The organism is Olivibacter sp. CPCC 100613 (genome assembly GCF_036959255.1).
In the GTDB taxonomy this organism is placed as follows: domain Bacteria; phylum Bacteroidota; class Bacteroidia; order Sphingobacteriales; family Sphingobacteriaceae; genus Olivibacter.
This window is the reverse complement of record NZ_JAWMTI010000001.1, coordinates 407,766-420,916: the sequence shown is the minus strand read 5'-3', so window position 1 is coordinate 420,916 and position 13,151 is coordinate 407,766. Positions and strand designations below refer to the sequence as shown.

6 protein-coding genes are annotated in these 13,151 nt (G+C 42.3%); all 6 read left to right on the top strand.

Annotation, left to right across the window (positions count from 1 at the left end; genetic code table 11):
• Window positions 1-2 precede the first annotated feature (2 nt).
• The 6 genes from RYH73_RS01665 (at window position 3) to RYH73_RS01640 (ending at window position 13,130) form a co-directional block, all read left to right on the top strand.
• Entirely contained in the window at window positions 3-932 is a 930-nt protein-coding gene (locus RYH73_RS01665) for a helix-turn-helix domain-containing protein (protein WP_335311515.1), read from the top strand.
• A 275-nt stretch (window positions 933-1,207) separates the two neighbouring features.
• On the top strand, window positions 1,208-4,327 hold the full coding sequence (locus tag RYH73_RS01660; RefSeq protein WP_335311514.1) for a SusC/RagA family TonB-linked outer membrane protein: 3,120 nt from the start codon (window positions 1,208-1,210) through the stop codon (window positions 4,325-4,327).
• 5 nt (window positions 4,328-4,332) lie between these two features.
• Window positions 4,333-5,772: a SusD/RagB family nutrient-binding outer membrane lipoprotein gene (locus tag RYH73_RS01655; protein WP_335311513.1), complete on the top strand. Its 1,440-nt coding sequence runs from the start codon at window positions 4,333-4,335 to the stop codon at window positions 5,770-5,772.
• Window positions 5,773-5,993: 221 nt separating this feature from the next.
• Window positions 5,994-8,486, top strand: coding sequence for a glutaminase family protein (locus RYH73_RS01650; RefSeq protein ID WP_335311512.1), 2,493 nt, complete (start codon window positions 5,994-5,996; stop codon window positions 8,484-8,486).
• 238 nt (window positions 8,487-8,724) lie between these two features.
• The gene (locus RYH73_RS01645; RefSeq protein WP_335311511.1) at window positions 8,725-9,717 is read left to right on the top strand and encodes a right-handed parallel beta-helix repeat-containing protein; all 993 of its coding nucleotides are present in this window, start codon (window positions 8,725-8,727) and stop codon (window positions 9,715-9,717) included.
• A gap of 359 nt (window positions 9,718-10,076) precedes the next feature.
• Window positions 10,077-13,130 carry a beta-L-arabinofuranosidase domain-containing protein gene (locus tag RYH73_RS01640; protein WP_335311509.1) on the top strand — a complete coding sequence of 1,018 codons (3,054 nt, stop codon included), beginning with the start codon at window positions 10,077-10,079 and terminating at the stop codon, window positions 13,128-13,130.
• Window positions 13,131-13,151: the final 21 nt, after the last annotated feature.

Here is a 13,151-nt window from a genome sequence, read left to right as displayed (position 1 = left end):
TTATGGTCGGAAATTTACCCCGGAAAATAAAAAGCATCCGGGAATTATTACAACTGAGAGGTTTACCAGATACAAGACACGCGCTTATTAGTGTAATCAATATCACGTCATTACAAGTCCCTCCTGAACGTTTAGATAGGGCTGTGATTACTGATTTCTACTTTATAGGAATGAGTAATTCCACGCAGTCTTGTGTGAAAATGAAGAATGTGCATGAAGGATATGATTTTGATAAAGGTGTAATGAATTTCATAGCCCCAGGACGTGTGTTTAGTTTCAATGCTGATCAGGTGGAAGGGGTAAATCCATCCGGATGGCTGCTGTTGCTTCATCCGGACTTTCTCTGGCGCCATCCCCTTGCCCTAAAAATGAAACAATACGAATTCTTTGATTATACAGTAAATGAAGCCCTTTTTCTGTCCGATCAAGAAGAGCAGATGATTAATAATTTGTTTAAGAGCATTGAGCAGGAATATCTTACTCACTTTGATAAGTTCAGCCAAGAGATTATTATCCCCTTTATTGAAGCTTTGTTAGGATATGCAGCGCGATTTTATCAACGGCAGTTCATGACTCGCAAAATCCCCCACCATACTATCTTGAATCAACTGAAAGCATTGTTGGAAAAATCTTTTTCGCAGGAAATGTTGGCTGCAAAAGGTATACCCACCGTGAAAGAAATATCCAGTGAACTGCATATTTCACCTAATTATCTAAGCAGTTTGCTCAAAACACTGACAGGCAATAGCACCCAGCAGCATATACAGGAAAAAATTATTGAGAAAGCAAAGGAAAAATTAATTACAACAAATTTGTCTGTGAATGAAATTGCTTTCGAACTAGGATTTGAATATTCGCAGTCATTTTCTAAATTATTCAAGATGAAGACGCAGATTTCACCCCGTGAGTTTAGGCGAGTGGGTAGACTTTAAGCAGCAATGGAAATTAGACGTTCCCTTTTTTTATAAAATCTACCTAAACAATAGACTTTGTATTTGTTTTTATATTACCTTTGCAGCTCATGAACATTGTCAAGCTATAGATATGATCAAGTATTTCCTCTTCCGCACAGAGCTGTCTAAATTTTTATCATCGAAACGAATTCCACAATCCTATATGTGTGGCTCATCGCGTTTTATTACGGGGTAATCGGGTTGTATATACCCTGTCAACTTAATTTCCATCATTATTATTTAATTCTTTACTCATGTTAAAAAAAATCATATGGACCATATGGTTATGGCCATTCTTATGCCTGTATGCCCATGCACAAAGCACTGCCTTGCAGGGAGTCGTGCTAGCGGCCAATACAGGGGAGGCCCTACCGGGTGTAAGCGTTCAGGTACTAGGGGCTAGTGCTACAGTGCAAACTGATGCGAACGGTAAATTTAATCTAGATGTGCCGCCTAATAGTCGACTTCGTTTTAGCTATATAGGCTATACAGAACAAGTTGTTACATTGGGACCAAATCAAGATTATATAGAAGTCAAGCTCAACGTACAGGAAAATGCACTTGACGAGGTTGTTGTTACGGCATTAAATATTACAAAAGAAAAGAAATCCCTTGGTTATTCCATACAGGAAGTCAAAGGGCAAGATTTGTCAGAAGCCAAGGAAAGCAATTTAGTTAATTCATTGACCGGGAAAGTTGCCGGGGTGCACGTTACCAATAGTCAGGGGAATATGGGATCATCACGTATTGTTATTCGTGGTGAAACATCCATTGCCGGTAACAATCAGCCTTTATTCGTGATTGATGGTACCCCGGTGGATAACTCCCAATTGGGAACAAGTGGAAACCGAGACTATGCCAACGCCATTTCCGATATCAACAGCGAAGACATAGCCTCGGTCAGTGTATTAAAGGGGCCAAACGCAGCAGCTCTATATGGCTCACGGGCTGCGGCAGGTGTCATCTTGATTACCACCAAATCAGGTTCGAAGCGGAAAGGACTTGGCATTGCTATTAACTCAAATAATACTTTTGAACGCATTGCCGTATTACCTGAATACCAAAATGTATTTGGGCAAGGTGCCGATGGTAAATTTAGTTATGTTGATGGTAAAGGGGGCGGGATCAATGATGGAGTGGATGAAAGTTGGGGCCCGAAAATGGACGGTAGATTAATCCCTCAATTTTATTCTAACGGCGAGGCGGTTCCATTTTTACCCCATCCAGATAATGTGAAGAGCTTTTTTGGTACTGGTAGAACCCTGAACAATGGGATCTCGATTACCGATGCTACTGATAAGATCGATTACCGTTTTTCTTATAATAACAGCAATCAAACGGGAATAGTGCCCAATTCGTCTATTGAAAAAAACAATTTCAACCTGAATACCGCTTATAAAATTACACCCGACTTAACCCTTACGGCGAATGCTAATTATGTCCGTACAAATTCGGGGAACTTACCGGGCGTAGGTGGATTCCGTTCCAACGGTTATATGCTGCAGTTCACCTGGTTTGGACGGCAGGTAGACGTTAATCGACTAAAGAATTATCGCGATGCCGATGGTAACCTGATCAATTGGAATAATAGCTACTACAGTAATCCTTATTTTATTGCTGAAGAGAATATTGTGCAACAGCAAAGAGACCGTATTTTCGGTCATGTTGGTTTGAATTATAAAATCAACGATTTTCTGACCGCAAATTTTCGTTCCGGCAATGATTATTATACCGATAGACGCAAAATACGGATTGCCTATGGCACGAATGGGACACCTTTCGGTTCCTACGAAGAGGATGCCTATACCGTAAACGAAAATAATACCGAGTTTACACTTAATTATAGTCGATCCCTATCCACCGATTTCAGTGTCGACGTATTAGCAGGAGGTAACATCCGAAGCCAATCACGTCAACGGAATGACCAGAAAGCACCCCGTTTGGCAGTACCCGATGTGTATACTTTAGCTAATTCTAGGGATGCCTTGGTGTCATTAGGTGAATATAGTTCACTGAAAACCTATAGCCTTTTTTCGTCGGCTCAGGTAGGCTTCAGAAACTATGCATTCCTTAATTTAACCGCCCGCAATGACTGGTCATCAACCCTGCCGATTGATAATCTCTCTTACTTCTATCCGTCAGTAAATGCCAGTATTGTGTTGTCAGAAGCATTTAATTTACAAAGTGACATATTATCTTATTGGAAATTACGGGGAGGTTGGTCAAAAGTAGGAAAGGATACCGACCCTTACAATCTAATTGATTCGTATATCTTCAGTGCTCCTTACGCGGATAGTCCACAACTTTCAGTAAATGACATCAAGAAAAACCCGGATTTAAAACCTGAAACGACCACCTCAACGGAAATTGGAACGGAGTTGAGTCTATTTAATAGCCGCTTGCGATTAGATGTCAGTTTATACGACATCAATAGCGTCAATCAGATTCTGAGCGTTGACGTTAGCCCATCCACAGGTTATAAAAAACAGTTAGTTAATGCAGGGAAAATAAATAACAAAGGAATCGAAGTTCAACTGGGGTTAACACCTTTACAAAAGAACAATTTTCAATGGGATGTGAACCTGAATTTTTCCAGCAATAAGAGTCGAGTAGTAGAGCTCGATGAAGCAGGGAATCTGCAAAGTTACACGATCGGATCAAGCGGTTCAGTACAAGTATTAGCGAGTGTAGATCAACCTTATGGGATGCTTTACGGCACTGCCTTTCTTCGCGATGAAGATGGCAGAATGGTGGTAGACGCGAATGGAGTGCCCACCACAGATCCAGTTAATCGCTATTTCGGTAAGTTTACGCCAGATTGGCTTGGTGGGATAACGAATGCTTTCCGCTATAAAAATTTTGATCTCAGCTTCTTGGTTGACATCAAACATGGAGGTAAAATTTATTCAGGTACCAATGCCACAGGGACAGGGACAGGTGTATTAGCGTCTACACTTCCGGGAAGGGATGCTGAGCATGGGGGCTTAGCATATACCCTCAACGGTGTAAGCTACGACGATGGAATTATTGTTGATGGTGTGAATGCGGATGGTACCGAAAATACGAAGATTATTTCTGCACAGCAGTATTATAAAGCCCTTTACCGTACCAATGAACCAAATATATATGACGCTTCTTATATAAAACTTCGTGAAGTGAAGCTGGGGTATCATCTTCCTAATCGGTGGATTTCTAAAATAGGCTTGCAAGATGCTTCATTTGCTTTAGTGGCCAGAAATTTATGGATTATCCACAAAAATGCACCCAATATTGATCCTGAAACTGCTTTCAATACAGGGAATGCGCAGGGATTGGAAAGTTTACAACTGCCTACCACGCGGAGTATTGGTTTTAATTTGAACGTCAAATTTTAAAAGAAATGAAAGAGAAAATAAAATATAGCCTGTTATTCCTTGCCGTGTTCGGACTATTGTCCGCTTGTAAGGATGATCTAGCAGAAATTAATAAAAACCCAAATGAAGCGGAAACCCCGCAACCGGCATATTTGCTTACCAGCACCATCAAAACAACGGCCGACAGCTATTGGGGTGTAAGCAATAATATGGCCTCCAGTCTTTTGTTTATCCAACATTGGGCCCGGATTCAATATACCGATCCGGATCGGTATATATTTACCAATAATGATTTCACAGATGGATGGTCAACCTGGTATTCCAAAAGTATCAGCCAGTTAAAGATTATCCAGTCGCTCGCCGACAATTCAGGTAATAACAATTATAAGGGGGTTGCATTGGTACTGCAGTCGTGGATTTTTTCATTGCTCACAGATGCCTATGGTGAAATACCCTATACCCAAGCAGGGAATATAGAAGAATATCTTACGCCGGCCTATGATAGCCAAGAAACCGTTTATAAAGGCTTGTTAAATGATCTTAAAAATGCACAAGCCTTATTGAGTGCAGATGAAGAAGGAATCGAGGGTGACATTATTTATCACGGTAACATCACAGCATGGAAGCATTTTGCCAACGCGTTGCGTTTACGATTTGCTTTACGTATTGCTGATCGGCTGCCCGATTTGTCGAAAAGTACCTTAACCGAAATTGCGACAGAAGGTGCCGGCTATATTGCGTCAAACGATGAAAATGCACAATTGATTTATGAAGATGCTCCGTATAGAAACCCGGTAAGCGCTTCCTTTGAAGCACGAGAGGATTATCGCGTAAGCAAAACGATCATTGATAAGTTGCGTGCACTGAACGATCCACGTTTAGCTATTTATGCTGATACAACGCAGACATCTACACCCGAACAATACATCGGTGTGCCGAACGGTTTAACATCCAGCGATGCCAGTAATTTAGGTTTCGCCCGAACTTCACGGCCGGGGGCCTATTTTCGAGATCCACATGCGCCCGCAGTGATTACAAGTTATGCAGAGGTACTCTTTGGTTTGTCAGAAGCGGTGAGTCGTGGTTTGATAACGGGTGACGCGGCCGTATTTTATCAACAGGCTATCCGTGCATCATTGGAGCAATACAAGGTGAGTAATGAGTTGATTGTATCCTATCTCCAACAGGCGGAAGTACAGTTTAACCCGCAGCAATATAAAAAGTCTATCGGAGAGCAAAAATGGATTGCACTTTATGGCCAAGGGCTGGAGGCATTTGCTGAATGGCGTAGATTAGATTATCCGCAACTTGCGCCGGCAGTAGCGGGTGTCTTAGGTGGGGAAATACCACTGCGCTTCCTGTATCCCGGCACCGAGCAATCGTTGAATGGAAAGAGTTATCAAGAGGCAATTGCGCGGCAAGGAAGCAATACCTTGCTGACCAGGCTCTGGTTTGATGTGGAATAAGATATAATTTAAATATAGGCAATGCCCAACATGAATACCCATATCATGTTGGGCATCGTCTTAAATGCGCTTAACCAAGCTCCCCTTGTCAGCGCGCGGATGAATCCATGTTGAGACAAATCAGCTAAAACTTGACACGACTATGCTAAATCGGGTTAGCATAGTATGTTAACTTTACCGTCATTAATATAGTTAAATCTTTTCAATACCCAATTATTGCGATGAACAACCTTAAAAGAATAAAGGCTTGGGGTTTATTTACCTGTTTATTGGTAATAGGTCAAGCGCTGGCACAAGATAGAAAGGCCCCGGCTTATCCGTTGATTACACACAATCCAAATTTCAGTATTTGGTCAACTACCGATCAGCTGAATACATCGACTACCAAGCACTGGACCGAGGCCGATCATTCACTTTTAGGATTGATTGATGTTGACGGTGAAATCTACCGTTTCATGGGTAAAGAAGAACCCAGTTATAAGACCATACTGAGCACGTCTGATGAAGAAGCCTATACCATACGATATACCGAAGCAGAACCGACAGGAGAATGGACGACCGCTGGTTATGATGCAAGCAACTGGAAGTCAGGATCAGCACCCATTGGTGACGACGAAAAAAACGTAAAAACCCTTTGGAAATCGGATAATATTTGGATAAGACGTACCTTTCCTGTTCAGGATCTGGCAAGTATCAACGAGCTTTTGTTAAAACTGAATCATGATGATAATGTGGAGGTTTTTCTAAACGGGAAGAAGGTGTACGAGAAAACAGGTTGGACCAACAGTTTTCAATATTTGTCAATCAATAGGGCGGATTTGAAAACAGGAGAGAACCTGATTGCCATCCACCTGGTAAATACCGCCGGTGGGCGTTTCCTCGATTTTGGTTTGGTCGATAAGCAGCAAGAAAAGGGGGCTGAAATACAAATGGCGGTGCAAAAGGAAGTAGAAGTTACTGCCACGCAAACGATCTATCACTTTGAAGCAGGAAAGGTAAATCTGAAAGTGACTTTTACATCTCCCTTGCTGATGGATGACCTCAGCTTATTGTCGAGACCCGTTTCCTATATTACGTATCATGTAAGGGCTAATGACGAAAAAGAACATGCCGTAAAAGTTTTTTTAGGAGCCTCATCAAACATTGCGGTATATAAGCCATCGCAGGAAGTGACCGCCCAACAGTATACAAGTGATCAATTGTCTATTCTGAAAACAGGTACGGTTGAGCAACCCATTTTGCAAAAGGGTGCTGATGATATGCGTATAGACTGGGGCTACTTCTATGTTGCTGTACCAAAAGTAAATGATGCCACTCAGTTTATAAGCCCTGTGTCATCGGCTGTTAATGCCTTTCGGGAAGGTAACACAGCTTCCACAAAGGCAAAAGGCAAATCGTTATCGCTCAATACTGTGATACCTTTTGGTACCGTTGGCAAAACCGGGGTGGAGCGTTTCATGGAACTAGGATATGATGAAATCTACGCCATTCAGTACTTTGAGAACAATTTGAGGCCTTGGTGGAACAACTCGGGCAAAGAGACTATCGAAAACCAGCTCAACCACGCCGCGAACGATTACAAGGCTATTATGAGCAAATGCGCTGATTTTGATAAACAGCTTTATGCAGATGTCCTGAAATCCGGCGGCAAAGATTACGCACATCTGTGTGTATTGGCCTATCGTCAAAGCATTGCTGCGCATACACTGGTTAAGAGTCCACAAGGAGAGCTATTGTGGCTATCTAAAGAAAATAACAGCGGTGGTTTCATTAATACGGTAGATGTAACCTATCCATCGTCGCCGTTGTATCTGATCTATAATCCGGAACTGTTGCAGGGGATGTTAAATGGTATCTTTTACTTCAGCGAAAGCGGCAAATATCCCCACCCATGGGCGGCGCATGACTTGGGTACTTATCCCAAGGCCAATGGTCAAACCTATGGTGAGCCTATGCCGGTGGAGGAGTCGGGCAATATGATCATTTTAACAGCGGCTATCACCAAAGTGCAGAACAAAGGCGACTATGCAAAAAAACATTGGAAAACGCTTACTACATGGGTCGATTACTTGACGAAGGAGGGGCTTGATCCGAAAACCCAGCTATGTACCGATGACTTTGCCGGTCATTTGGCACGCAATGCCAATTTATCGGTTAAAGCCATTGTTGGCATCGCCTGCTATGCGCAAATGGCTGAAGCCATTGGTGAAACCGAAACTGCCAAGAAATACCGTGCTATTGCCGAGGCCATGGTACCTAAATGGATCGCAATGGCTGATGCCGGTGATCATTATGCGCTTACTTTTGACAATAAAGATACCTGGAGCCAGAAATATAACCTGATTTGGGATAAGGTGTTAGATCTAAACCTCTTTCCACAAAAAGTATATGATACCGAAATCAACTATTACCTCACTAAGCAAAATAAATTCGGTTTACCATTGGATAGTAGAAAAGCCTACACTAAAAACGACTGGATTGTGTGGACCGCAAGCTTTGCACCGACCCGTCAGGAGTTTGAAGCTCTGGTGAAACCTGTATACCGGCATGCAATTGAGACGAAATCCCGTGTTCCATTGAATGATTTTTATGATTCAAACACGGGAATCCGTGAGAACTTTAAGGCACGGAGCGTCGTAGGTGGGTTCTATATGAAACGCTTAGCCGATAAGCTGCAAGGTGAATCATCTTTAAACGTCGCTGAAAAGCAATAAAAAGAAGAATATACGCTACATGAAGCCATTTCTTGGAAAAGAAATGGCTCTTTTTATTTGCAACCCTATCCTAAACCAATACAAATTCACGAAGAATACAAGACCTCACATGCTGTATGAAAATTTGCAGGAAATGAGATGATTTGATGAATTTTTGAAGCAAATTAAAAAACCAATTAAGTAATTGCGCCCTTAGATTTGAATTAGTTATTTAATAAACCCTTAAAAACCAATTATTATGATAAAAGCCTACTTATTGAAGGGGGTCTTACTGAGTCTTGTATTTGCCTCTTGCGGAAAGTCTGATATGATGAAAGACCGACCCGGCCTTACCGCCAATAGCTTAGATTCGCAAACACTGACATTGGCTCAGGATGCAACTACACGATACTTAGCGGCTCAGAATGGACCGGATGAGACAAGTGCCTTACAGACCTTGATCAATCAGTCTGTTTCGGGCGATATCATTATTATTCAGGCAGGAAACCATTATTTCAACGGCACTGTTCATATTAACAAAAACGGTTTGACGATTCGAGGAGAAAATAATGGCACCGACCCGACCAATTATATGCGTAAGGCCGTAACAAGTTCGGGACAAGGGGTTGCCGTACTGGACGTAGATGCAGGTATCCTCCATACGGTAATCGATTGGATTTATATTGACGGGGGGATGCTGCCGGAACCGAATCTTCGTGTTTTCGGGGACGATACAAAAATATACAACAGCCATTTTCGCAACAGTGGGCATTCGGGCATTTTGATTCACAATGCAAATAGAATCTGGATGGAAGGAGTAAAAACCTATTATAATTATGTAGTCGGTATTTCTCAGTGGGGCAGTTCCGATAATCGCATTAAAAATAGCCAGACCTACGAAAATGGGGGTGAAGGCATTACCATCGACGGTGGATCTCATAATTGCTTTGTAGAAAATGTCTGGATTTACAAAAACAACCTCAGCAAGCGAGGAGTTGGTGCCATTGGTATTGATGCAGCTAATGGCGCTAATATTTTCAATTGTACAATCGACCAGACCAATGGGCATGCGATACGGTTTCAGAACAACCTAAACCAGCCGGATGATGGTTGCCAGGTATATAACAACCAGATTACAAACAATCAGGGGTGCGCTATTAGTATGCGCCATCCGGAATTGGTAACCAATTTTGGACAATGGGAAAATACCATGACCAATAATACGGGAGGATCTGTTTGCAGTGAGCCCTAATAAACGTACGTTATCAATTCCATCTTCTCTTTTCTATCTTATGTTTCCGTTCTGGGGATATTGTCAATACCAATAGCTAGGTAAACCTTGCTATTGGTACCTTCATAAGATTATAGATTTAAACTTTACCAGAAGAAGGGCCACACATTATTAAGCTCTACATGAAGATTACGCCTCATTCATTGTATATAGCCTACCTGATAATATCCTGTGATCATTTGTTAAAATAGGCCTAAAGAAACCTAGAGAATCTCCCTAGTTTTATCAAAAATTATCAAACAATAAATTACCTAATTTAACGGCTTCATTTTAAGGATGTGTGAGGCAACAAAATCTAACAATAATTTATGCTAACAAATATGTACAAAGTAATCATGCGTGCTATCTTCTTTGTTCTAATGTTGATGCAAAGTACGTATACCGTGCAAGCACAAAGTGGTGATCAAATATTGGATGGGATTGGGGAAACCGGCATGATTGCACGCTATGTGTTTGGCGGAGATACCAAAGACTGGTCTCGCAATAATTTGCACGCTAAATTTCAAGGTGCCGAGGTAAAATTTGTTAATGACAAGCGATTTGGAAAAGTATTGTCGCTTTCCGGTGCAGACCATGATTTTATTACGATTCCAGGCGAAGCGTTAACCGATTTAGAGTCACTGAGTATCTCCGGATGGATCTATTTACGTTCCGATCAGCGAGGTCAACATTTCTTTGATTTCGGACAGGATGCTATCAAGCATTTCTTTGCTGCTCCTGTCGGAACCAAGGATCAAGAAGGTTACCAGACGTTGATAACAGTAAAAAATGATAATAAAGGTGGTGCCGTTTCATCGACAATACCGCAGAATAAATGGGTTCATCTTGCCATCGTTATCGATGTCTTCTCCAAATCGATTCTTAGCTATGTCGATGGTAAACCAGTAGGTGAAGCTAAAAACATTCCAGCAGAATTAACGGTAGTATTTGGTCAACAGGACCTCAAAAGGCAGCTTTACATCGGTAAATCGCTATTACCTGGAGATCCCAATCTGGATGCTATGATACACGATTTTCGTATTTATCGGGTTTCTCTTAGCAGTAAGCAAGTTGCCGGAATCTACCACAACGCGCTAGGAGGTGGACAACAAACGGCGGTGAATGTGGGTAAACCAGAAGATAATCTTCCGCAGTTTTCTTCTGATCATTCAAAGCTATATAATACCTATTTAGTCAAGGTGTCCGATGTGGAGGTTGAGACGGAAGTCGGAAATTTACCACGATTACCCAGCTACTTAAAGGGAACCTATCGGGATGGAGTCAGCGGCCCGGAAGTACGTGTTCTTTGGCCCTCTCCTACAGATAACAGTGCTGTTCTTCAGACAGGACATTATACCATTATCGGGCGAGTTCCTGGAACCGATCTACAACCCAAAGCCCTTGTTACTGTCAGAGATGCTAAGCGTACAACACCAAGTTTAACACTCGTTCCCTTCGGTCTGAATCAAGTTTCTTTAGATACCGATATACACGGTCACCAAACTAAGTTTATCGAAAATCGCGATAAGTTCATCACCACATTGGCTAAAACCGACCCCAACTCTTTTCTTTATATGTTTCGCCATGCCTTTGGCCAAAAACAGCCGGAAGGGGCAAAGCCTTTGGGTGTGTGGGATAGTCAGGATACAAAACTAAGAGGGCACGCCACAGGCCATTACCTGACAGCAATTGCACAGGCTTATGCCAGCACAGGATACGACAAAGCGCTTCAAACCAATTTCGCACAAAAAATGACGTACATGGTGAATACGCTCTACGAGTTATCTCAGCTCTCTGGCAAGCCGAAAGGAGCTGGAGGTACTCATGTAGCTGATCCGACAGCTGTGCCTCATGGTCCGGGAAAAACAGACTATGACTCCGACCTGAGCGAAGAAGGTATCCGTACCGATTACTGGAATTGGGGTGAAGGGTTTATCAGTGCTTACCCACCTGATCAGTTTATCATGTTGGAACAGGGTGCCAAGTATGGGGGACAAAAAAATCAAGTGTGGGCACCCTATTATACCTTACATAAGATTCTGGCAGGACTGATGGATGTATATGAAGTCAGCGGTAATAAAAAGGCACTCGAAATAGCGAGGGGTATGAGTAATTGGGTATATACCCGTTTAAGCAAGCTGCCGACGGAAACCCTTATAAAGATGTGGAACACTTACATCGCCGGTGAATTTGGCGGTATGAATGAGGTGATGGCCCGTCTGTATCGAATCACGAATGAACCGAGTTACCTTAAAACAGCACAATTGTTTGATAACATCAATATGTTCTATGGCGATGCCAATCATTCGCATGGTTTGGCTAAGAATGTAGATACATTTCGAGGCTTACATGCGAACCAACACATACCGCAAGTTGTAGGCAGCATTGAAATGTATCGTGTCTCCAATGATCCGGTATACTACAGAATAGCGGATAATTTTTGGCATAAGGCCGTGAACGACTATATGTACAGCATAGGGGGTGTTGCGGGAGCACGCAATCCTGCCAATGCTGAATGCTTTATCAATCAACCGGCAACTTTGTACGAAAATGGTTTCTCGGCAGGAGGACAAAATGAAACCTGTGCCACCTACAATATGCTAAAATTGACAGGTGATCTATTTCTTTTCGATCAACGGACCGAGTTGATGGACTATTATGAGCGTGGTCTGTACAATCATATTTTGGCCTCCGTAGCTGAGCACAGCCCTGCCAATACATATCACGTACCGCTCAGGCCAGGCTCCATCAAGCAATTCGGCAACCCAAATATGACTGGTTTTACCTGCTGCAATGGTACGGCCATAGAAAGTAGTACCAAACTGCAAAATTCAATTTACTTTAAGCGTAAGGATGATAAAGCCCTGTACGTCAATTTGTATATACCTTCAACACTGCAATGGGCAGAACGCAAAGTAACTGTGCAGCAAACGACGGATTTTCCAAGAGAAGATCACAGCCGTTTGACAATAAAAGGTAATGGGCAATTTGATATTCATGTACGGGTGCCCGCATGGGCAACCAAAGGATTCTTTGTTAAGATCAACGGCGTCACAGAACCAGTTCAGGCAAACCCCGGTACCTATCTAAAATTAAGCCGCACTTGGAAAGATGGCGATGTGATCGATTTACAGATGCCTTTCCAATTTCATCTCGATCCCGTGATGGATCAGCAGAATATAGCCAGCCTGTTTTATGGACCGATATTACTGGCAGCACAGGAGACCGAAGCCAGAAAAGAATGGCGCAAAGTAACCTTAGATGCGCGAGATATTAGCAAGTCAATTAAAGGAAACCCAAAGCAGTTGGAATTCACTATAGACAATGTAATCTTTAAACCATTCTATGAAACATACGGACGTCACTCCGTTTATTTGGATGTTACGTTAAAGTAGAATTCCTTGTTTTAAGATCAG

Coding starts and splice junctions, on each gene's coding strand:
- RYH73_RS01665 (WP_335311515.1), top strand. CDS start 3: ATGGTCGGAAATTTACCCCGGAAAATAAAAAGCATCCGGGAATTATTA.
- RYH73_RS01660 (WP_335311514.1), top strand. CDS start 1,208: ATGTTAAAAAAAATCATATGGACCATATGGTTATGGCCATTCTTATGC.
- RYH73_RS01655 (WP_335311513.1), top strand. CDS start 4,333: ATGAAAGAGAAAATAAAATATAGCCTGTTATTCCTTGCCGTGTTCGGA.
- RYH73_RS01650 (WP_335311512.1), top strand. CDS start 5,994: ATGAACAACCTTAAAAGAATAAAGGCTTGGGGTTTATTTACCTGTTTA.
- RYH73_RS01645 (WP_335311511.1), top strand. CDS start 8,725: ATGATAAAAGCCTACTTATTGAAGGGGGTCTTACTGAGTCTTGTATTT.
- RYH73_RS01640 (WP_335311509.1), top strand. CDS start 10,077: ATGTACAAAGTAATCATGCGTGCTATCTTCTTTGTTCTAATGTTGATG.